Source organism: Streptomyces pseudogriseolus, assembly GCA_002154585.1.
Lineage (GTDB): Bacteria > Actinomycetota > Actinomycetes > Streptomycetales > Streptomycetaceae > Streptomyces > Streptomyces pseudogriseolus.
The window spans coordinates 1-21,305 of sequence record MUNG01000322.1; the positions used below are offsets into that span (position 1 = coordinate 1).

General features: G+C 75.0%; 17 protein-coding genes. 8 read left to right on the forward strand and 9 right to left on the reverse strand.

The window, feature by feature from the left end:
• Window positions 1–1,568, reverse strand: a 1,568-nt coding sequence (locus tag CCN29_RS25545; RefSeq protein ID WP_143661377.1) for a nitrate- and nitrite sensing domain-containing protein, incomplete at its 3' end; no start/stop codon positions are given.
• 416 nt (window positions 1,569–1,984) lie between these two features.
• On the opposite strand from CCN29_RS25545, the gene CCN29_RS25550 reads away from it, so the two are divergent.
• Together CCN29_RS25550 and CCN29_RS25555 are read left to right on the forward strand one after the other, a co-directional pair.
• Entirely contained in the window at window positions 1,985–2,530 is a 546-nt protein-coding gene (locus tag CCN29_RS25550; protein WP_086684725.1) for a hypothetical protein, read from the forward strand.
• Window positions 2,531–2,637: 107 nt separating this feature from the next.
• Complete coding sequence (locus tag CCN29_RS25555) at window positions 2,638–3,432, forward strand: IclR family transcriptional regulator (protein WP_006136683.1); 795 nt, start codon at window positions 2,638–2,640, stop codon at window positions 3,430–3,432.
• Window positions 3,433–3,472: 40 nt separating this feature from the next.
• Here the strand turns inward: CCN29_RS25555 and CCN29_RS25560 are convergent, their stop codons facing one another.
• The 4 genes from CCN29_RS25560 to CCN29_RS25575 all read right to left on the reverse strand — a co-directional run bounded on the left by CCN29_RS25560 (window position 3,473) and on the right by CCN29_RS25575 (window position 11,451).
• The gene (locus tag CCN29_RS25560) at window positions 3,473–8,104 is read right to left on the reverse strand and encodes a hypothetical protein (RefSeq protein ID WP_086684728.1); all 4,632 of its coding nucleotides are present in this window, start codon (window positions 8,102–8,104) and stop codon (window positions 3,473–3,475) included.
• Window positions 8,105–8,137: 33 nt separating this feature from the next.
• Complete coding sequence (locus tag CCN29_RS25565; RefSeq protein ID WP_006136681.1) at window positions 8,138–9,019, reverse strand: hypothetical protein; 882 nt, start codon at window positions 9,017–9,019, stop codon at window positions 8,138–8,140.
• 106 nt (window positions 9,020–9,125) lie between these two features.
• Window positions 9,126–10,652, reverse strand: a complete 1,527-nt coding sequence (locus CCN29_RS25570; protein ID WP_006136680.1) for a hypothetical protein — start codon at window positions 10,650–10,652, stop codon at window positions 9,126–9,128.
• 103 nt (window positions 10,653–10,755) lie between these two features.
• Window positions 10,756–11,451 carry a GntR family transcriptional regulator gene (locus CCN29_RS25575; protein WP_086684731.1) on the reverse strand — a complete coding sequence of 232 codons (696 nt, stop codon included), beginning with the start codon at window positions 11,449–11,451 and terminating at the stop codon, window positions 10,756–10,758.
• A gap of 154 nt (window positions 11,452–11,605) precedes the next feature.
• Between CCN29_RS25575 and CCN29_RS25580 the strand changes: the two genes are divergently transcribed.
• From CCN29_RS25580 to CCN29_RS25600, 5 genes are read left to right on the forward strand one after another with little or no spacing between them, the layout of a single operon-like run.
• On the forward strand, window positions 11,606–12,928 hold the full coding sequence (locus CCN29_RS25580) for an MFS transporter (protein WP_086684734.1): 1,323 nt from the start codon (window positions 11,606–11,608) through the stop codon (window positions 12,926–12,928).
• Entirely contained in the window at window positions 12,925–13,770 is an 846-nt protein-coding gene (locus CCN29_RS25585; RefSeq protein WP_006136677.1) for a putative hydro-lyase, read from the forward strand. Before CCN29_RS25580 ends, CCN29_RS25585 begins: the two co-directional genes overlap by 4 nt.
• 34 nt (window positions 13,771–13,804) lie before the next feature.
• Window positions 13,805–14,563: a LamB/YcsF family protein gene (locus CCN29_RS25590; RefSeq protein WP_086684737.1), complete on the forward strand. Its 759-nt coding sequence runs from the start codon at window positions 13,805–13,807 to the stop codon at window positions 14,561–14,563.
• Entirely contained in the window at window positions 14,560–15,189 is a 630-nt protein-coding gene (locus CCN29_RS25595) for a 5-oxoprolinase subunit B family protein (protein WP_006136675.1), read from the forward strand. Before CCN29_RS25590 ends, CCN29_RS25595 begins: the two co-directional genes overlap by 4 nt.
• On the forward strand, window positions 15,186–16,055 hold the full coding sequence (locus CCN29_RS25600; RefSeq protein ID WP_086684740.1) for a 5-oxoprolinase subunit C family protein: 870 nt from the start codon (window positions 15,186–15,188) through the stop codon (window positions 16,053–16,055). Before CCN29_RS25595 ends, CCN29_RS25600 begins: the two co-directional genes overlap by 4 nt.
• A gap of 142 nt (window positions 16,056–16,197) precedes the next feature.
• Here CCN29_RS25600 and CCN29_RS25605 read toward each other — a convergent pair whose 3' ends face one another.
• The 4 genes from CCN29_RS25605 to CCN29_RS25620 all read right to left on the reverse strand — a co-directional run bounded on the left by CCN29_RS25605 (window position 16,198) and on the right by CCN29_RS25620 (window position 20,855).
• Window positions 16,198–17,379, reverse strand: coding sequence for a glycosyltransferase (locus tag CCN29_RS25605; RefSeq protein WP_086684743.1), 1,182 nt, complete (start codon window positions 17,377–17,379; stop codon window positions 16,198–16,200).
• A 77-nt stretch (window positions 17,380–17,456) separates the two neighbouring features.
• Window positions 17,457–18,581, reverse strand: a complete 1,125-nt coding sequence (locus CCN29_RS25610; protein WP_031022287.1) for a glycosyltransferase family 4 protein — start codon at window positions 18,579–18,581, stop codon at window positions 17,457–17,459.
• A 162-nt stretch (window positions 18,582–18,743) separates the two neighbouring features.
• On the reverse strand, window positions 18,744–20,162 hold the full coding sequence (locus CCN29_RS25615) for a HEAT repeat domain-containing protein (RefSeq protein ID WP_006136671.1): 1,419 nt from the start codon (window positions 20,160–20,162) through the stop codon (window positions 18,744–18,746).
• Window positions 20,163–20,462: 300 nt separating this feature from the next.
• A complete protein-coding gene (locus CCN29_RS25620; RefSeq protein WP_031022289.1) occupies window positions 20,463–20,855 on the reverse strand; it encodes an ankyrin repeat domain-containing protein in 393 nt (130 codons plus the stop codon).
• A 267-nt stretch (window positions 20,856–21,122) separates the two neighbouring features.
• Between CCN29_RS25620 and CCN29_RS25625 the strand changes: the two genes are divergently transcribed.
• A partial coding sequence (locus CCN29_RS25625; protein WP_086684746.1) for a hypothetical protein occupies window positions 21,123–21,305 on the forward strand: 183 nt, incomplete at its 3' end.

Here is a 21,305-nt window from a genome sequence, read left to right on the forward strand (position 1 = left end):
AGGTGGGTGAGGTCGGCGACGGCCGAACCGGTGACGGCGACGCGCGGGAGCCGGCGGACCTCGATGCGCTCGTAGTCCTCGACCTCGGCGACGGCGGCGCGGACGACGTCCATGAGCTGGACGGGCTTGCGCCACTGCCGGGAGGGGGCGGCGCCGGAGAGGATGACCAGGCCCTCGGCGTGCCGGCGCATACGGGTGGTGAGGTGGTCGAGGCGGAACAGGTCGGCGAGTTCCTCGGTGTCGTCGGTGCGGCGCTCCATAGCGTCGAGCAGGGTGAGCTGCTTGTGCAGCAGCACCTGGCTGCGGCGGGCGAGGTTGACGAACACCTCGGAGACGCCGGCCCGCAGTTCGGCCTGTTTGACGGCGGCCTCGACGGCGGCGCGCTGGAGGGTGTTGAGGGCCTGGCCGACCTCGCCGATCTCGTTCTTGTCGTACTCCAGGTGCGGCACCTCGGTCTCCACGTCGACCTGTTCGCCCGCGGAGAGGCGGCGCATCACGCTGGGCAGCCGCACCCCGGAGGCCTCGTGGGCCTCCAGGCGCAGCTGTCTGAGGTCGCGGATGAGTTTCCGGCCGACGCGCACGGAGAGGAAGAGGGAGAACAGCAGGGCGGCCAGGCCGAGCACGCCGGCGGCGACGGCCTTGGCGATGACGCCCATGGCGACGGGCCGGACGCGGTCCTGGTAGCGGTCGGTCGCGCGGTCGTTGAGCGTGCCGAGCTCCTCGAGCACCTCGCCGGCGGCGGTGTCCCAGCTCGCGGCGGTGACCCCGCGGGGCTCGCCGTCCTCGGCGAAGACGGCGGCCTGCTCGCCGACCCGCAGCGGGGCGGTGGCGGCGTTGCTCCAGAAGGTCTCGTAGCGGTCGCGCTCGTCGGACGGGAGCTGCGGCAGGGCGCTCTCGTACAGCAGGGTGCGCTGGGCCATCAGGTCGGAGACGTTCCGTACCTCGGTGGGGGTCAGCTTGCCGACGATCAGGGCGGCGCCGAGCAGGGCGTCCTCGCGGGAGAGGAGTTCGCGGGCGCGGGAGAGGTTGACCAGGGCGCGGTACTGCTTGTCGAGGCCGACGTCGTCGACGACGTGCAGGTCGGAGAGCAGTACGTAGCAGGGGTCGACGAGACGGTTGTAGAGGTCGAGCGCCTGACGGCGGTCGACGGTGCCGTCGTCGACGCTGCGGCGGAGGGACTCGATGCCTTCGAACGAGTCGAGGGCGGCGTCGAGTGCGGCCGAGTCGCCGTGCATGGCCTCGCGCACGCTGCTGCCGGCCGCGCTCCGGCGTACGGCGGCCACGGCCTTGTCGGTGGCGGCGCGGCTGCGTTCGAGGGCGGTGAGCCCGTCGGCGGCGCGGGGGTCGGCGAGATGGACGAGGGTCTGCCGGCGCTCCTGCTGGAGGACGCGGACGGTGTCCTCGACGGGGTAGCCGACCTCCTCCATCACGGACGACACGTCGAACAGGTGGCTCGCCTCACGGCTCGTGATCACGGTGGTGAAGGCCCAGAGCGTGGTCAGGGACACCAGCGGCACGAGGAGCAGCGCCACGATCTTCCGGCGGATGGACTTCCCGCGAAAGCGCATGGCCTCCCCCAGCTCGGCCCCGGGTGACCCGGGGTACACATGTGCGTCAACAAACGGCGCGAGCCTACTACCGCCCCGGGGGCAACTCGAAGACCCAGCCGGAGGGTTCGGTTCCGGCTGGTGGCCGGTTCGGCCGGAGTTGTCCGGCCATTGCGGGAGATGGCCTGACGGAAAAACTGGACGAGTTCCCCTACCTCCTCCCGGGTCTCTGACGCGGGTTGGCCGAAATCTTTCCCGGCCGGGAATCTTCACGACGCCCCGCACGTCCTTACCTGCGGGACATGGGGGCGGAATCGGACACAGGAGCCGTGTCCCGCACCTGGGCGGCGTAAAACAGCGCAAGCCGGGCAGCCAAAGGGGAGCCGGGTCTTCGGACATCAGCAGTGGGCTGGCGGCGGTGGGGAGTGACACGGGTGATGGGCACGGCGGAGCGGCGTGAGACGTCCGGGGACGGCACGGCGGCGCGCGATGTGACGCGGCGGGAGGCCGCGCCGGCGGTGCGGGCGACGGGCGCGGCCGGGCGGCGGGCGGACGACGGACCCGCCCTTGAGGCGGCCGAGGTCCGGGCGGCGAACCGGCCGCTGTGGGTGGAGGAGCCGGCCAAGCGGCGCAGGCTGCCGGATCCGGTGCGGACGGCCGCGGTGCGGGCGGTGCTGATCATCTCGGTGACGCTGATCCAGGCCATGGTGGCCCTGCTGTGCACGCTGGCCGGGTCCTGGCTCGCCTTCCCGATGGTCGTCAGCAGCGTCGTCAGCACGATCGCGGCCACCTGGGCGGCGCTCGACGTGTGGGTGACCCGCCAGGTGTGGAACCAGCGGCACGGCGTGGTGTCCGTACCCAGCAGCACGGCCCGCGCCCTGCGCCGCGAGCGGCGTCAGGCCCGCCGTCAGCAGCGGGCCGCCGAGCGCGAGCGGGCCCGCATACGCAGGCGGGGCGGCACCGGGCAGCTGTCGCACCCGTAGGACGCGCCGTCGGTAGGGTGGCGTTCCGTACGACGCACAGGTGAGTGCGGTGCGCGACGGCCCGGCGGGCGGCGCGTGCCGGGTGTACGGAGAGATGGGGGCCGGCCATGACCCGTGCGGGGCGGCCCGGAGAACGGCGGAAGGCCGCGAGCGGCGCCGTGCAGTCCGTGGACCGCGCGGTCAGCGTGCTGGAGATCCTGGCCCGGCGCGGCGAGGCCGGGGTCACGGAGATCGCCGACGAGTTGGGCGTGCACCGCTCCACGGCCTTCCGGCTGCTGGGCGTCCTGGAGAACCGCGGCCTGGTCGCACAGGCCGGCGACCGGGGCAAGTACCACCTCGGCGCCGGTGTGCTGCGCCTCGCGGGAGCGGCGGCCGTGCGGCTGGACGTCTCGCAGGAGGCCGTGCCCGTCTGCCGGGACCTCGCCGACGAGCTGGGCGAAACGGTCAACACCGCGGTGCTGGACGAGGACGCCGCCGTCAACATCATGCAGGCGCGCGGCACGGCCGCGGTGACGGCACAGGACTGGCTGGGCCGGCGCACGGCCCTGCACGCGACGTCCAGCGGCAAGGTGTTCCTGGCCCACATGACGCCCACGCTCCGCGAGGACCATCTCTCCCGCCCGCTGCGCCGGTTCACGGAACACACCGTCACGGAGGCGTCCGCGCTGCGCGCCGAGCTGGAGCGGGTGCCCGGGCAGGGGTACGCGACGACGCGCGAGGAGCTGGAACTGGGCCTCGTCGCTGTCGCGGCCCCGGTCCACGCCCACGACGGCACGATCGCCGCCGCGATCAGCGTCTCGGGCCCGGTCTTCCGGATGCCCCCGGAGCGGGTGCCGTGGCTGGGTGAGAGAACGGCGGCCGCGGCGGCGGAGCTGTCGCGGCGGATGGGGTACGGGGTGTAGGGGGCGGCGGTGCGCAGCGGCACCGCTGCGCACCCACTGATCAGCTCGTCGGCGCCGGGCGTTTGTACATGCGGGTCGCCGTGATCTCGCTGTGTGCTTCCTCGCCCGGGTCCGGGGTGGGGAGGCCCGGGCGGAGGTGTTCCTCGACGCTGATGTACTTCAGGCCCGCCCGCAGGTCGGCGTCGTTGCGGAGGCGGATGACCAGGGGGAACTCGGCCAGGGCCGTGGTGTCGAACAGGCCGGTGGTGTACAGCAGCTGGACGCCGAGCGCGTCCGCGACCGCCCGCTGGAGCTCCAGCAGATAGGTGGCGTTGGCCCGGCCGATGGGGTTGTCGAGGAACAGCGTGCCGGCGTGCCGGTGCTTGTCCCTGCCCCGGTCGTTGGAGCGCAGGGCGGCCATCGTGCAGTACAGGGCGATGGCCGCGGTGAGCAGCTGGCCGCCGGAGAACACGTCGCCCATCTGCCCGACCGGCACCCGCTCGGCGCGCAGCACCGCGTCGGGCTTGAGGATCTCGACCGCGACGCCCTTGGGCCGCAGGGCGGCGGCGACGCCGCGCAGCAGCAGGGACATTCCGTCGCGCCGCAGGTCGGAGTTCTTCTTGACGGCCGCGCGGGTGGCTTCGTCGACGACCTCGCCGAGGCGCTCGGTGAGGGTGGCCTGGTCGGGCTCCTCGAAGCGGATGCGCAGGAACTCCTGCCCGGACCACTCCCCCAGGCCCTCCGGCAGCCGGGACAGCCGCTGGGCGGAGCGGAGGGTGGCGAGGGCGGACTCGACCAGACCGCGCAGCCGGTCCACGATCGAGTCGCGGTTGCGCTCCAGCTGCGCCAGCTCGTCGGTGAGCACCCGCAGCCGAGGGGCGAACGCGTCGGCCCACTTCTTGGCGTGCTCCGGCAGCGCGGCGGCGGGCAGTTCGCGGATCTGCTGGCGGGCCGGGGTGCGGACCTGCTCGTAGCGGGTGGAGTTGGCGTGCCGCACGAGCACGTCGCTCGCCTCACGCACCGCGGCCTCGGCGGCGGACAGGTCGGCGGCGCAGCCGCGCAGCGAGCGGCGCGCCTCGGCGGCGGACCGCCGGGCGTCGTCCAGGTCGCCGGGGTACGGCTCGGGCCGCTCCGGCTCCTCCTCGGCGGTGTGCTCGCGCAGCAGGTCGCGGAGCATGGCGGCGATCTCGTCGAAGCCGCCGGCGGCGTCCTCGGCGGCCCGGTGGGCGGCGAGGAGTTCGGCGTGCGCCTCCCGTGCCTGGCGCAACTCCTCCTCGCGGGTGGCGAGTTCGCCGGTGGCCGTGCGCAGGAGCGCCTGGGCGTGTTCCGCGTCGCGCGGGACCAGCTCCTCGGGGAGCTCCGTGTGCGCCTCGCCGTCGGCGGGGGCCAGCCGCTCGGCCTCGCCGCGGAGCCGGCCGAGCTGCTCGCTCGCGCCGGACATACGGGTCTCCAGCAGCTGCACGAGTTCCTCGGCGCGTGCGGCCGCGGCCTGCCGGCTGGGCCCGTCGGATCCGTCGGGCGACTGGAGCAGCTGCTCGGCGCGGGTGCGGACCTTGTTGCTGAGCCGGTCCAGTTCGGCGCGGGCGGCGCTCTCGTCGCTCTCCGCGCGGGCCTGCTCGGCGCGGAGGTCGGCGCCGACGCCGACCTTCTCGTACACCTGGGAGGCGGCGCGGTAGGCCTCCCGCAGGGCGGGCAGGGACGCCTGCGGGGCGCCGTCGCCGTCCTCGGGCAGGTCGTCGGGGGCGCCGGCGATCTCGGAGCGCTCGGCGCGCAGGGTGCGGGCGGTGCGCCGGGCGTCGTCGGCGGCGCGCTGGGCGGCGCGCCGGTCCTCGTCGGCGGCGCGGGCCCGCTCCAGGCAGGACTGGGCGCGGGCCTCCGCCTCGGCGGCGTCGTCGGCCAGTTCGCGCAGCTTGGCCTGCCAGCCGGCGCGTTCACGGAGCCGGAAGGCGAGCCCGGCGAGGGCGTCGGCGGCGCGCCGGGCCTTCTGGGCTGCCTCCTGGCGTTCGTCCCGTACCCGGACCGCCTCGGCGGCGGCTTCCTCGGCCTCGGCCCGCAGGCTGCGCGCCTCGGCCAGTTCGGCCTCGGTCTCCTCGGCGAAGGCCCGCGCCTGCTCGGCCGTCGCGGCGAGCTCGGCGAGGCGTCCGGCCGGGCAGCCGGTGCGCCAGGAGGCGAGCCGGGCGGCGAGTTCGCGGTCCTTGCCGAGGCGGGCGGCGAGCGCGCGGATCTCCTCGTCCCGCTCGGCGGCGCGGGCGCGGAGCGCCTGCCGCTCCTCGTCGGCGGCGTGCTCGTCGTGCATGGCCGGGTTCGGCGGTACGAGGAACACGTCGCCGGAGCCGGACGCGGGCGGGGGCGTGGGCGCGAGCAGCGCGGCGGCCGTGCCGACGGCGACGGCGGACCGGGGCAGCAGGGCTGCGTCGTTCAGCGCCTCCCGGGCGCGGGCGTGGGAGTCGGGGTCGGTGATGACGACGCCGTCGACCAGTTCGGGGCGGGCGGCGAGCACGCGCGCGTGGTCGGCGGGGTCGACGGCCTGGGCGAGGTAGCGCCAGCCGGGGAGGGCGGGGATGCCGTGCTCGCCGAGGAACTCGACGGTGGCCAGCACGTCCGGGCCGGGCGGCAGCAGCCCGCCGTCGCCGAGGGCGCCGAGGATGCGGGCGTCGTCCGCGGCGGCGGTGCGCAGCTCGAACAGCTGCCGCTCGGCGGAGGTCACCGCGTCGTCCAGCAGCTCGCGCAGCTCGTCGGCGAACCGGTCGAGTTCCTCCGCGCTCAGCCCGCCCTCGCGGGTGCCGTCGGCCGCGCCGTCGGATCCCGTGCGCTGACCCGGTACGGCCCTCCGGCGTGTGCCGGAGGCGCCGGGCAGGCTCAGCAGTTCCACGAGCCGCTGTTCGGCTGCGAGGCCCTCGGCGGTGCGGCGCTCGCCCTCGTGGGCGCGCTCGGCGGCCGTGGCCGCGTCGGCGGCGCGGGCGGCGGTCAGCTCGGCGCGGCTCTCGGCGGCGGCCGTCTCACGGGCGTGCTCGGTGGCGCGGCGGGCGGTCTCGCGGGCGGTGTCCCAGGCGGCGACGGCGGTCTTCTCGGCGTCGCTGGCCGCGAGGGCGGCGCGGGCGGGGTCGGCGTCGGGGGCGCTGTCGTCGAGCCAGCCGGCGCGGACGGCCTCGGCGGTCTCCTGCTCGACCTCGGCGAGCCGCTGGCGCAGGTGGCCGATCTCGCTGCGGGCGCGCTGCGCCTCGGTGGCGGCGGCGGTGGAGTCGCGGTAGGCGGCGTCGCCGGCCTCCTGGAGGGCGGCGGACCGCTCCTCCTCCTCGTTGGCGAGGTTCTCGGCGTTCCGCGCGGCGGCGTGCAGGGCGCGGACCAGGTCGACGGCGGCCTTGGCGCGTGCGGCGAGGGCCGGGGCGGCGTCGCGCTCGGCCTCCTGGATGGCGGCCGAGACGCGGGCGACCCGGTCGGCGGCGGCGCGGTGCCGCAGCACGGACTCGGCGGCCTGCCAGGCGGAGTACAGGGTGCGCGCGTCGGCCAGTTCGCGCTTCTGCGCGGCGGCGGACTTCTCGGCGGCGGCGAGCGCCAGCGAGGCGTGCCGGTAGGCGAGTTCGGCGGAGACGGACGCGCTGTGCGCGCGGGCGGTCTCGGCCCGGGTGACCGCGTGGGCGGCGGCGGTGACGCGCTGGGCGAGGTCCGCCGCGCGCTCACGCTCCCGGGCGCCGCGCGCGGAGAGCCGGCGGGCGAGGGAGCGGGTGCGGCGCTCGGCGGAGGCATGGATCTCCCGGGCGCGGGTGCGGGCGTCGGCGGCCTCGACGATCCGGCCGAGCAGGTCCACCGACCCGGCGGTGAAGTCGCGTTCGGCGATGAGTTCGGCGCGCCGGCCCAGTTTGTTGCCGAACCCGCCGACCAGGTCGGCGAGTCCGTCGGTGTCGCGGGTGTCGGTGACGGCGCGCAGCAGCAGGTCGGTGAAGTCGGAGTCCTTCTTCACCGCGAACAGGCCGGCCGCCTCGCCCTCGTCGGCGTTCATCTCGCGCTGGTAGCGGAAGAGTTCGGGGTCGAGCCCGAGGTCGCCGAGGTGCTCGGTCCAGCGCTCGTGGATCTCCTCCCAGTGCACCTCCAGGTGCGGGTAGGTCTTGCCCGCCTCGGTGAGCGCGTCACGGAAACCCTTCATGGTGCGGCGCCGGCCGCGCGCGCCGGACTGCCCCTCGGCGGGCGGGCGCACGGACGTGGCCTCGGCGACGGGCAGATTGTCCAGGCTGAGGCCGGGTCCGGGACGGAAGGAGTACCAGGCCTCGGCGAACTTCCGCGGGTCGCCTGAGACCTGACGCCCGCGCCATTCGCTGACCTTGCCGACGACGACGCACTCGCCGGTCTGCACGTGCTGCCATTCGAGGGCCACGTGGCCGCAGTCGTCGGCGAGCAGGAACTTGCGCAGCACGCCGGAGCTGGCGCCGCCGAGGGTGTTGCGGTGGCCCGGGAGCATCACGGAGAAGATCAGCTTCAGCAGGACGGACTTGCCGCCGCCGTTCTCCAGGAAGAGCACGCCGGCGGGGGCGGGGCGGCGCGGCGGGCCGACGGGCTCGTCCGCGAAGAACTCCGCCTGCGTCGGCGCCGGGTCGGGCACGGTGGCGCCGACGCCGCGCAGGTCGAGCACGGTGTCGGCGTAGCGTGCGCCCGCCGGTCCGATGGAGTAGAGGCGGACCCGGGACAGCTCGTACATGGCGGACTCTCGTGAGGCTTCGTGGGGTGGGGGTCAGGCGGAGTGGAAGGGCAGGCCGGCGTCGGCGACCAGGTCGAGGGCGTCGCCGTCCTCGGGCGGCAGCAGGGTGGGGGTGCCGTCGGTGACGGGGACGACGCCGAGGCCGAGCAGTTCGGCCATGGCCGCGCTGCCCGCCATGTCGCGGACCTGGAGCTGGTAGCGGGCGGTGGTGCGGTAGGTGCCGCCGTTGTCGTCGCCGGTGCGCTGGAGGAAGCCGGAGTCGGTGAGGAAGGAGACGGCCTTGGCGACGATGCCGGTGGTGGAGCCGGCCAGGCGGCGGGCGTCCTTCGTGGCGCCGGTGGAGCTGCGCCGGGACCAGATCCGCCAGGCGGCCTCGAGTCCGGGGGCGTCGGTGGCCGGGTCGGTGTTCTCGCCCTGTTCGGCGGCGCGCTCCTCCAGGCGGTGGCAGGCCTGGCGGACGAAGGCGTCGACGCCGTTGACCGTGACGCGGCCGATGTAGCCGTCGTCGGCGAGGTCCTCGGGGCGGGGGAAGGCCATGGCGGCGACGGCGAGGTGGGCGAGTCCGTGCAGGAAGCGGTCGCCGCCGTCGGCGGAGGTACGTCGGGCGTAGTCGCCCATGCGGACGGCGAACACGGAGTCCTCGGCGGCGGTGACGGCCATGCCGGCGCGCGGGGACACCTCCAGCACGATCAGTCCGAGGCCGGTGGCGACGGCGTCGGCGAGCCGCGCGAACGGCGGGTCCTCGCGGTAGCGGCGCAGCAGCTCGGCGTACTCCTGGTCGCGGGCGGGCTGGAGCTTGGGCTGGAGGCCGAAGGCGACGAGCCGGGCCGCGTCGGCGGCGTCGGCGGGCGTGACGGCGGTGCTCGCGGGCGTCGCCGCGGGCTCCGGCTCGCTCCAGTCGGCGTGCTCGGTCACGGTCGGGGCTCCTTGATGCGGGCGGTGTCGGTGCGGGCGGTGTGAGTGCGGGGGACGCGGGGCTTCGGGCGGCGGGAGGTGCGGACGCCGGACGCGGGGTTCGCGGTCACGCCGCCTCCGTACGGTCCGCGGCCATCCCCGCCGCGTCCAGCAGGGCCGTGCCCACGATGAGGTCGGCGCCGCCGAACTCGGGGTCGTCGAGCTCGGTCCCGTCGTCCACGGCGAACAACAGGGTCCGCTCGCCCTGGCGGTAGGCCGTGCCGACCGGCGGGCTGGCGGCGTGGACGGCCAGCAGGGCGACCAGGTAGGGCAGCTCGGGGTCCTTGCGGCGGGCGTCGGCGAGCAGGCCGGAGAGCCGGCGGGGCGCGTCGGCGGGGAGGTCGAGCAGCTCGGTGGCGGCCGCGAGCTGCTCCTCGCTGAAGCGGCTGTCGTCGGGGGTGGCGATGAGGTCGGGCTCGGGCATCTCGGCGCCCAGGTGCTCACGCTCCACGGGCGGGGTGAGCAGGATCTCGACGAGGTCGGCGACCCGGACGGAGACGGGCGTGCGCAGTCCGGTGCCGTGGGCGAAGAACGCGTCGGTGACCCGGGACGCCTGCTCCACCGGGAGCGGCAGCAGCGGGGCGAGGAGCTGGCCGTAGAGGTCGGTGCCGGCGGCCGCGGCGGGCGTGGCGAAGGCCTGCCGGTCCTGCTCGGCGCGGAACAGCGGGCCGGCCTCCAGGAGCCGGGACTGGAGCTGGGTGTGGCGCCGGATGCAGTCCTTGACGATGTCCACCAGCTCGGCGGCGCGGCGCTTGTGCTCGGGGTCCTCGGACTCGTCGCGCGCCTTGCGGATGTTGGTGAGGATCGCGTTCTCGTGGCGGTAGCGGTCGGCCACGTGGTCGAGCGCCTCGGCGATCATGTCGGGCACGGCGCTGAGCCAGTCCACCGCGCGGACGTTGCGCCGGGTGGCCTCCAGGGCTCGGCGCAGGGTCTCGGAGTACTGCACGGTGCGGTAGCGGGCCTGTTCGGCGGCGAGCTGGGCGTCGGCGAGCCTGCCCCGGCTGATCAGCACCTCGAGCTTGACCTCGGCGGCGATCTGGGCGCTGGTGACGTCGGTGTCGAGGGCGCCGACCAGGACGTTGACCGCCTCGTCGGTGGTGCGCAGGTAGACCGTGCCGCCGGGGCCGGGGACCTCCTCGATCAGCTTGAAGTCGTAGTCGCGGCGGACGTACGTGCCGTCCGGGCCGAACACGCCGTACACCGCGCGGAAGCCGCGGTCGACGCTGCCGACGTTGATCAAATTCTCCAGGACCCAGCGGGCCACCCGCTCGTGCTCGGCGGCGGGGCGGTCCGGGGCCTGGGCGGCGACGCGCGGGAGGAGCCGGGCGACGATCTGGTCGTGGTCGGCGCCGGTGTCGAAGTCCATGTTCAGCGTGACCAGGTCGATGGCGGCGAGCGCGATCTCCGCCATGCCGTACACCGAGTACTCGCCCGCGAGATTGGCCTTGCGGGCGTCCAGGTCGTGCAGCGGCGCGGTGCACGCGAGCGCGCGCAGCCGCCGCGCCAGTCCCTCGTCGGCGGCCGGGCCCGGAGCGGGGCGCGGCCCCGCGCTGAGCTGGGGCGGAACGCTGTCCGTCGATGCAGGCGAAGTCACGGTGCACAGACTAGGTCCTCGGTCCGACAACGGCCCAAACGAGGCAGTTGCACCCCGGCGCCGTGACCTGCGGACGCCCGTGACAGCCGGAACCCGTACGGGCTCAGTCCCCGTCCCCCACCCGGCGCAGGTAGACCTCCACCACCCGTTCCAGCGACACGTCGAGGTAGGCCGCGAGCAGGCGCTCGGCCGCGTCCCGGTCGCCCGCCTCAAGCGCCTGGAGGATCTCGACATTTCGTGCGATGTACGGTTCGTGCAGCCGGCGCGGCTCGTCCACCACGTGGAAGGCGAGCCGGAGTTCGGCGAAGACGCTGCGCATCAGCTCGGCGGTGCGTTCGCCGGAGGCCAGGGCGACCAGTTCCTGGTGGAAGTGGATGTTGGCGGTGCCCACCGCTTTCCAGTCACCTTCGCGGGCCGCCCGCCGCCCCTCCTCGACCGCCTCGGCGAGCCCGTCGAGGGCGTACGGCGGCTCGCCCAGCCCCCGGACGACGGCGCACTCGACGAGCCGGCGGGTGCGGTAGATGTCCTCGACGTCCTCGACGGTCAGCACCCGCACGAACACGCCCCGGTTGAGCTCGTGGACGAGCAGCCGTTCGTGCGTGAGCAGCCGGAACGCCTCGCGCAGGGTGTTGCGGGAGACCCCGAGGGCGCCGCCGATGCTGTCCTCGGAGAGCCGGGTGCCGGGCGGGAAGAACCCCTCGGCGATACGGCTTCGGAGGATGTCCGCGACGCGCTCGGCGGTGCTGGTCCTGCCCAACAGGGCACGGTCGTCGGCCAGTCCGCCCATCTGCTCTGCCATGCCGGAATTCAAGCGCACGCGGAAGAACGAGACAACATGGGTATTGAAGGATCGTTCAACGATCCTCTACCTTGCTGAGCACTGGCACGGCTCACCCCTTCCTTGCATCTTCCTTGCACCTTCCTTGCACCCCCGTCCCCTCTGCGAGGTGCCCATGAGCACGACCCCTCCCCCGTCGCACGCCCTGACCGGTCCTCCACGCCCCGTCAAGCCCGAACCCCTCTCCGAGGACGGGGCGTTCGGCTGGCTGCGCGCGCTCGGCCCGCGCGGCCGACGCGCCTTCGGCGGCGCTTTCGGCGGATATGCCCTGGATTCGTACGACTACTTCACGCTGCCGCTGACGATGGTGGCGCTGTCCGCGTACTTCGGTCTGAACAGCGGGCAGACCGGACTGCTGACCACCGTCACCCTGATCGTCTCGGCGGTCGGCGGCGCCCTCGCGGGCGTCCTCGCGGACCGCGTCGGCCGGGTCAAGGCGCTGCTGCTGACCGTGATCACCTACGCGGTGTTCACCGTGGCCTGCGGCTTCGCCCCCAACTACGAGACGCTGCTGGTCTTCCGCGCGCTTCAGGGGCTCGGCTTCGGCGGTGAGTGGGCGGTCGGCGCGATCCTGGTCGCCGAGTACGCCGGGGCCCGCCACCGCGGACGCACCCTCGGCGCGGTGCAGAGCGCCTGGGCCGTGGGCTGGGCCCTGGCCGTGATCGTCTACACGGCGGTCTTCTCGCTGGTCGGCGACGACCTCGCCTGGCGCGTGATGTTCTGGACCGGTGCGCTGCCCGCGCTGCTCGTGGTGTGGGTGCGGCGCAGTGTGCGGGACGCGCCGGAGGCGGCCGCCGCGCGGGAGGAGAACGCGAGCAAGGGATCGTTCGCGGCGATCTTCCGGCCGGCCCGCGAGGACTCCCCCGGGCTGCTGCGCACCACCCTGTTCGCGGTCCTGCTCTCCACCGGCGTCCAGGGCGGCTACTACACCCTCGCCACCTGGGTGCCGACCTACCTGAAGAACGAGCGCGACCTGTCGGTCGTGGGCACCGGCGGCTATCTCACGTTCCTCATCTCGGGCGCGTTCATCGGCTACCTGACGGGCGGTTATCTCACCGACCGGCTGGGCCGCCGGCGCAACATCTGGCTGTTCGCCCTGCTGTCCGCGGTGTGCATCGTGGCGTACACGAACATCCCCGACGCCGCGAACACCCTCGTCCTGGTGCTCGGCTTCCCGCTCGGGTTCTGCATGTCGGCCATCTTCAGCGGCTTCGGCTCCTACCTGAGCGAGCTGTACCCGACGGCCGTGCGCGGCACCGGGCAGGGCTTCACCTACAACACCGGCCGTGCCGTCGGCGCCGTCTTCCCCACCACCGTCGGCTTCCTCGCCGACAGCTGGGGCGTCGGCGGCGCCCTGGTCTTCGGCGCGATCGGGTACGGCCTGGCCGCGCTGGCGCTGCTGGGGCTGCCGGAGACGCGCGGGAAGGAGCTGGAGTGACCCCCTCCGACGACGGCGCCCGCACCGCCGTGGACGACCGCCCCGTGGTCCTCGCCGACGACACCACGCGCGCGTGGAGCCCGCGGACGGCCCGCGCCCGCTTCCGGGAGGGCCTGGCGATCCCCACGGCGGGCGTGGCCGCCGGGTACGCCCAGGCCAACCTGGTCTCCGTGCCCGCCGACTGGGCGTACGACATGCTGCTGTTCTGCCAGCGCAACCCGCGCGCGTGCCCCGTCCTCGACGTCACCGACGCCGGTTCGGCCACCACCGTGCTCGCCCCCGACGCCGACCTGCGCACCGATCTGCCGCGCTACCGGGTGTGGGAGGACGGCGAGCTGGTCGACGAGCCGACGGACGTCCGCGCGTACTGGCGGGACGACCTGGTGTCGTTCCTCATCGGGTGCAGCTTCACCTTCGAGTGGGCGCTCGCGTCGGCCGGGGTGCCGCTGCGCCACGTCGAGCAGGGCCGGAACGTCCCGATGTACCGGACGACATGGCAGTGCCGCCCGGCGGGGCGGCTGAGCGGCCCGATGGTGGTGTCGATGCGCCCGGTGCCGCCGGAGCACCTGGACGCCGCCATCCGGGAGAGCTCCCTGATGCCGGCCGTGCACGGCGCCCCGGTGCACTGCGGCGACCCGTCCGCGCTCGGCGTCGACGACCTGGACCGTCCCGACTTCGGCGACCGGGTGGAGCTCGAACCGGACGACATCCCGGTGTTCTGGGCCTGCGGTGTCACCCCGCAGGCGGCGGTCATGGCCTCCCGGCCGCCGTTCGCCCTCACCCACGCGCCGGGCCGGATGTTCGTCGGCGACGCCCGGGACGAGCAGTTCCGCGTGGCCTGACCGGCCCTCACCCGTACCAAGGAACGAAGGATCCATGACCTCGATCGATCTGAACGCCGACCTCGGCGAGGGCTTCGGCCGCTGGCGGCTCACCGACGACGAGCGGCTGCTGTCGGTGGTCACCAGCGCCAACGTGGCCTGCGGCTTCCACGCGGGGGACGCGTCCACCATGCGCCGGGTGTGCGAACTCGCCGCCGCGCGCGGGGTGCGGATCGGCGCCCAGGTCTCCTACCGGGACCTCGCGGGGTTCGGCCGGCGGGCGATGGACGTGCCGCCCGCCGAGCTGACGGCCGAGGTGGCGTACCAGATCGGCGCGCTGGAGGTGTTCGCGCGCGCGGCCGGAACGCGCGTGACGTACGTCAAGCCGCACGGCGCGCTCTACAACCGGGTGGTGCGCGACGAGGAGCAGGCGCGCGCGGTGGTCGACGGGGTGGTCCTCGCCGATCCCACGCTGCCCGTGCTCGGACTGCCCGGCTCACGGCTGCTGGAGCTGGCCGCGAAGGCGGGGCTCCCGGCGGTCGAGGAGGCGTTCGCGGACCGCGCGTACACCGACGAGGGCACGCTGGTGCCGCGCGGCGAGGAGGGCGCTCTGGTCACCGACCCGGGGGCCGTCCTGGAGCGTTCGGTGGGCCTGGCCCGCGGCGGCGAGGTCGTGGCGCTCTCGGGGCGGCGGATCGGCATGCGGGCCCGTTCCCTGTGCCTGCACGGCGACACCCCGGGCGCGGTGGACCTGGCGCGGCGCGTACGGGACGCGCTGGAGGCGTCCGGGGTGCGGGTGGAGGCGTTCGCATGAGGACGCTGCCGGTCGGCGAGGACGCGCTGCTCGTCGAGGTCGCCTCGGGCGAGGAGGCGCAGGCCCTCCTCGCCGAGCTGCTGCGCCGCCGCGCGGAGGGGTCGCTGACGGCCCGTGAGATCGTCCCCGCGGCGCGCACGGTCCTCCTCGACGGCCTGCCCGACCCCGCCCGGCTGGCCGCCGAACTCACCTCACGCCCGGTGCCGCCCGCGCCGCCGCGCCCGGCGGAGACGGTGGAGATCCCGGTGCGCTACGACGGCCCGGACCTGGCGGACGTCGCCGCGCACTGGGGCGTTCCCGTGCGGGAGGTGGCGCGCGTCCACGCGGGCACCGAGTTCCGCGTCGCCTTCTGCGGTTTCGCGCCCGGCTTCGGCTACCTGACGGGGCTGCCGCCGCGTTACGACGTGCCCCGCAGGCCGACCCCGCGCACGGCCGTGCCGGCCGGCTCGGTGGCGCTGGCGGGGCCGTACACGGGCGTGTACCCGCGGTCCTCGCCGGGCGGCTGGCAGCTCATCGGCACGACCGACCTCGTGCTGTGGGACCACACGCGCGTGCCGGCGGCGCTGCTCTCCCCCGGCACGCGCGTGCGGTTCGTGCCCGTGGGCGCGACGGAGCGGGTGACATGACGGACCGTGCGCTCGCCGTCGTCCGGGCCGGGGCCCTCACCACCGTGCAGGACCGGGGCCGGCCCGGACACGCCCACCTGGGCGTGCCCCGCTCCGGTGCGCTGGACGGACCCGCGGCGGCCCTCGCCAACCGGCTCGCCGGCAACCCGGCGGACGCCGCCGTCCTGGAGACGACCCTCGACGGGTGCGCACTGCGCCCGCGTTCGCCGGTCGTCGTCGCGGTCACCGGCGCCCCCTGTCCCGTCACGGTGGACGGCCGCCCGGTCGCCTGGGGCGCGCCGGTGCGTGTGCCGCCCGGGTCGGTCGTGGACATCGGTGCGGCAACGTGGGGCGTGCGCTCCTACGTCGCCGTCTCCGGGGGGATCGCCGTCGACCAGGTGCTCGGCAGCCGCTCCACCGACCTGCTGTCGGGCCTCGGCCCGGCGCCCCTCACGGACGGCGCGGTCCTCCCCCTCGGGACTCCGGCGGGACTCCCCGCGCGCGTGGACGTCGCCCCGCAGCCGGCGCCTCCGGCCGAACTCGTCCTGCGCGTGACCCCGGGCCCGCGCGACGACTGGTTCACCCCGGAGGCGCTCCGGGTCCTCACGTCCCGCACGTACCACGTCTCCCCGGCGAGCAACCGCATCGGACTGCGCACGACCGGGCCGGCCCTGGAGCGGGCCCGGCCGGAGGAACTCCCCAGCGAGGGCGTGGTGCTGGGGGCGGTCCAGGTGCCGCCCGACGGCAGGCCGGTGGTCTTCCTGGCCGACCACCCGACCACCGGGGGCTACCCGGTGATCGCGGTGGTCCACCCCACCACCCTCCCGGCCGCCGCCCAGGCGACACCGGGCACCCCGATCCGCTTCGCCGCAGTTCACCGCCGCTGAGCGGCCGGGCCGCGCCCGCTCCCCCGGACGCTCAGGCGGCATCCGGCGGCCGGTCCCCCGGAGGCACCGCGGCCAGAGCCGTCGACGCAGTCCCCGACGCGCTCGGTCAGCGAGTCGCCCAGGGACACGAACCGCGGGGGTCTCATGAACGTCTCCCGGGCACGGCGGGCCGGCCGGGTGCCGTCACCGCGACGCCCGGCGCGTCATGGGCCGCGAGGAACGCCGCCACGGAGGCGTCCCACCCGAAGCACTCCGCACGCGCGCGTGCCGCTTCCCGCCGGGCCGGCCACGGCCGCTCCAGAAGCAGTTCGACGGCCTCGGCGAAAGCCTCGCTCCGGTCCTCCGCGACCGCACCCGAGGCGCCGATCACCTCCGGCAGGGCCGACGACGCGCTCGCCACGACGGGCGTGCCGCACGCCATCGCCTCCAGGGCGGCCGGCCCGAAGGTCTCGGCGGGCCCCGGCGCCAGGCACACGTCGGCGGTGGCCTGGAGCGCGCCGAGGAACTCCCGGTCGCGGACGTGGCCCAGGAAGGTCACCGGCAGACCGCGTTCCCGCGCGTGCCGTTCGAGCCGCGCCCGCAGCGGCCCGTCGCCGGCCACCACCAGCACCGCCCGCCGCCCGCGCCGTCGCAGCGCCTCCAGCGCGTCCAGTGCCGTGCCCGGGCGCTTCTCCAGGGACAGCCTGGAGCACATGACCAGCAGCGGCTGCGTCGCGTCCGCGTACCGGGACCGCAGTGCCGGGTCGCGCAGGGCGGGGTGCCGCTCCACCAGGTCGACGCCCAGCGGGGCGCGGACGACGTTGCGGGCTCCGATGCGTACGAACTCCCGTTCGGCGAACTCGGTGGTGCACACCACGCGCGCGTAGGTGTGCGCCGTACGGGTGTTGAGGGCATCGGCGGCGCGCCGGGCGGCGGCCTCGGGCAGTCCCCAGGTGCGCAGCACCCCGTCGGCGGTCTCGTGGGAGACCATGACCGCCGGGACCCGCGCCCGCCGGGCCCAGGTGCCGGTCCAACGCAGGGTCGTACGGTCGGACACCTCGAGGCGGTCGGGGGCCAGTTCCCGGAGCAGGGCGGCGACCCGTGCCCGGCCGGTGAGGACGCGGTAGCCGCCGGTGCCGGGCAGCAGCGGGCCCGGCAGGGTGATCACCCTCCCCTGCTCGGTCTCACGGTCGCTCTCCCGCTCCCCGGGGACGACGAGCACGGGCTCGTGGCCCGCCGCGCGGTAGCCCTTGCCGAGCTCGCGCAGCGCGGTGCGCAGTCCGCCGGAGGCGGGGGCGACGAAGTTCGCGAGCCGCACGATCCGCAGCGGCCCGTCGGTCCGCACCCGCCCGGCCTTCGTACGGCCACCCGCGCGCGTCGGGGCCGTGGTCCGCGGTGGACAGCCGTCCGCCGGCGTCCCGTTCACGCCGCCACCGCCGTCCTGCGCCCGGCGAGCACGTCCGCGTAGTGTCCGATCAGCTGGTCCCCGACGGCGGCCCAGGTGCGCCCCTCGACCGTCGCGCGCCCGGCCGCACCGTACGCGGCCCGCAGCGCGGGCTCCGCGGCCAGCGTGCGCACCGCGTCGCGTACGGCGTCGGCGTCGCCCGGCGGCACGAGCAGTCCGGTGCGCCCGTGCGCGACCAGGTCCAGCGGGCCGCCCGCCGCGGGGGCCACCACGGGCACACCGCTGGCCATAGCCTCCTGCACGGTCTGACAGAAGGTCTCGAACGGCCCGGTGTGCGCGAAGACGTCCAGCGAGGCGAAGAGCCGGGCGAGGTCGTCGCCGGTGCGGCGGCCCGGGAAGACGGCGCCGGGCAGCGCCTGTTCGAGCCCGGGCCGGCTGGGCCCGTCGCCGACGACCACGACCCGCACCCCGGGCAGGGCGCACGCACCGGCCAGCAGCTCCACCTGCTTCTCGGGGGCGAGCCGGCCGACGTAGCCGACGAGGAGCTCGCCGTTCGGGGCGAGGGCCCGGCGCAGCGCCTCGTCGCGCAGCCCGGGCCGGAACCGGGCGGTGTCCACACCGCGCGGCCACAGCTTGACCCTGGGCACGCCGTGCGCCTCCAGGTCGCGCAGGGCGGCGGAGGACGGGGCCAGGGTGAGGTCGGCGGCCGTGTGCACGGAACGCAGCCGCCGCCAGGCCGTCGCCTCGCCCGCGCCCAGGTACGTGCGGGCGTATCCGGCGAGGTCGGTCTGGTAGACGGCGACGGCGGGCAGGCCGAGGCGGGCGGCGGCCGCCATGCCGCGCACCCCGAGGACGAAGGGGCCGGCGAGGTGGACGACGTCGGCCCGGTGCTCGGCGAGCGTGGCGGCGAGACGGCGGCCGGGCAGGGCGACACGGACCTGGGGGTAGCCGGGGAGCGGAAGGGAGGGCACGCGGACGACGGGACACGGCGCCTGGTCGTCGGGCGCGTCGTCGGCGGTGGCGGGGGCGATCACGACGGGGGTGTGACCGCGCTCGGCGAGGTGCCGGGCGGTCTGGAACGCGCAGTGGGCCACGCCGTTCACATCGGGGGGAAAGGATTCGGTCACGATGACGACTCGCATACCGGTGTTGTCGCCGCGCCGGACGTGCCCACGTCAACGTGGATCTTTCCGTGCGGGGAACGCGCCATGAGCGTTGCCCCGAGCCCCCGCGCGGGTCAGGCGGCGTCCACGCGCGCCTGACCCGCGGGTCATGCTCCGTTCACACCGTGCGCGCCGGGCGCGTCACACGGCGGTCTCCTCGGGGCCGATCCGGCTGCGCACAGCGGTCTGCACCTCGGCCTCCTCGGCCGGGTCGGCGGCGAGCCGGCGCAGGCGCTCGACGACGCGCGCGTCGCCGGTCTCGGCGTGCCGGGCGGCGATCTCGCGGGTGGTCTCCTCGCAGTCCCAGAGGCATTCGACGGCGAAGCCGGTGGGGAAGGACGGGTCGGTCGCGGCGAGGGCGCGGGCCGCGCGGCCGCGGAGGTGGGAGGAGGCCGTCTCGCGGTAGACGTGCCGCAGCACGGGTGCGGCGCAGGCGATGCCGAGGCGTCCGGCGCCGTCGACGAGGGTCCACAGGGTCGCCGCGTCGGGGCCCTCGCCCCGTACGGCCTCGCGGAGCGCGGCGAGGACCAGGTCGCGGTCGCGTACGCCGCCCCGGCAGGCGAGGACGCGGGCGGCGGCCTCGCCGAGGGCGTCGGGCCGGCGGGCCCAGCCGCGCGCCCGGTCGACGGCGGCCATGCTGCGCATGCGTTCGAAGGCGTCGACGGCGGCCTCCACGACGGCCGTCGAGCCGGTGTTCACGGCGCTCTCGATCAGGTCGAGGGCGTCGGGATCGTTGGTGTCGGCGAGATAGCGCAGGGCCGTGCACCGGGCGCCGTCGGAGCCGTCCTGGGCGGCCAGGACGATCTCGGACCTGTCCTCCGGTCCGGCCACGGCGGACAGACATCGGGCGGCGGGGACGTGCAGCGCGGCGCCGCGGTCCAGGCCTTGCTGGGCCCAGTCGAAGACGGCCTGGACGCTCCAGCCGGGGCGTGGCCCCGCGGGGCGCATCTGCCGTTGCCAGCGGTCGAAGGAGCCGGCCTCCTGGGCGGCCCGTACGCGCGCGGCGACGGCGGGGCGCGGGTCGTCGGCCCACAGCCGCCAGGGCCGTGGTTCGAAGGCGTCGCGCACGGTCGCGGCCAGTTCGGCCTCGCCCTCGGCGTCGGTGGAGAAGCGCGCCAGCACCGGGGCGGCGAGGGAGCGCAGGCCGGCGTCGTCGTCGCGCAGGGCGAGTTCGTCGAGGGCCCAGGCCCAGTTGGTGCCCTGGGCGGCGTACCTGCGCAACAGGTGCAGGGCGTCCTGCCGGCCGTAGGACGCGAGATGGCCCAGGACGGCGAGGGCGAGCCCGGTGCGTGACTCGTCGGTGTCGAGGACGTCTTCGGGGTCGAAGAGGTGGGCCTCGACGGCCTCGAGTCCGCCGTGCAGGTCGAGGTAGAGGCGGGCGTAGTAGAGGGAGCGGTTCTCCACCTGCCAGTCGTGGCGCGGGTCGCGCAGCACACAGTGGTTCAGCGCCGCGAGCGCCTCGGAGCGCGGGGCGGTGAGCGCGTGCAGTGTGCCGTCGCCGCGGCCCCGCTGGAGCAGGCCGAGCAGCGTACCGCTGGGCGCTATGACCGGATCGAACATGGGAAACAGCCTCACATCAAGCGTCGACGCAACCGGGAGTGTGGATCACCTGGCCGCGTGACAACACGTCGGGGCGCCCGCCGTTTCCTGCTTGTTGTAGACCATCTCTCTCTGCCTCTCGTCGGTGGCCCATGCGGACCGAGTCACGGCCCGCGCGGTGCGGCAACACCTGCCCAGCCATCGCGTCCGTGAATCACGTCGTCATGATGACCCGGCGGTCACATCTACCGCGACCGTATTTCGGCGGCCCTGCACCGCCTCCCCCGTTTTCCGTGTCGTCGCTGGTCGGAGCGGAGTCGCTCAGGTCTGCGCGAAGAGCTCGAGCAGCTCCGTGCGGGCGAACATCCGGGCGGTGTCGACGGCCGACGGGGTGCCCGCGGACGGGTCGGCGCCGCCGTCGAGGAGGGCCTTGACGACGTCCGTCTCCCCCTTGAAGACCGCTCCCGCGAGTGGCGTCTGGCCGCGGTCGTTGACGCGGTCGGCGTCGGCGCCGCGGGCCAGCAGGGCGCGCACCGCCTCGGCGTGGCCGTGGTAGGCGGCGAGCATCACGAGGGAGTCGCCGCGGTCGTTGGTCAGGTCGGCGGGGACGCCCGCGTCGACGTAGGCCACGAGTTCTTCGGTGCGGCCGCGCCGGGCCAGGTCGAAGATCTTGGTCGCGAGCTCCACGACCTCGGGGTCGGGGGCTTCACTCATCGCCGGACCGCCTCTCACTGCACGGGGTGCACGGGTACACGCATCGGGAACGGGCGTACGTCTGCACGTGGGGCAGCCGTACGGGTGAATCGCCAGGGTACTGGCTCGGGCGGCACATGAGCCGACGCGGCCGAGGTAATGATCACGGCGGACGCCGCGCGGCGTTCGGTGCGAATATCCACCCAGTTGCACCTTTTATCGTATAGATACATTCTGTGATCAGGGAAGTACTCATGGTGACTGCCCCCGTGAACCAGGAGAACTCACATGATCATCTCGATCTCATGCGTGGTGCTGCTCGGCATCGTCGTCTTCATCTTCTTCCGCAAGGACGGACTGAAGCTGTCGCACGCACTGGTGGCGATGCTGTTCGGCTTCTATCTGGCCAGCACGGCCATCGCGCCGAGCATCAAGGCGGGCGGCGAGAGCCTCGCCGGCCTCCTTGATGCT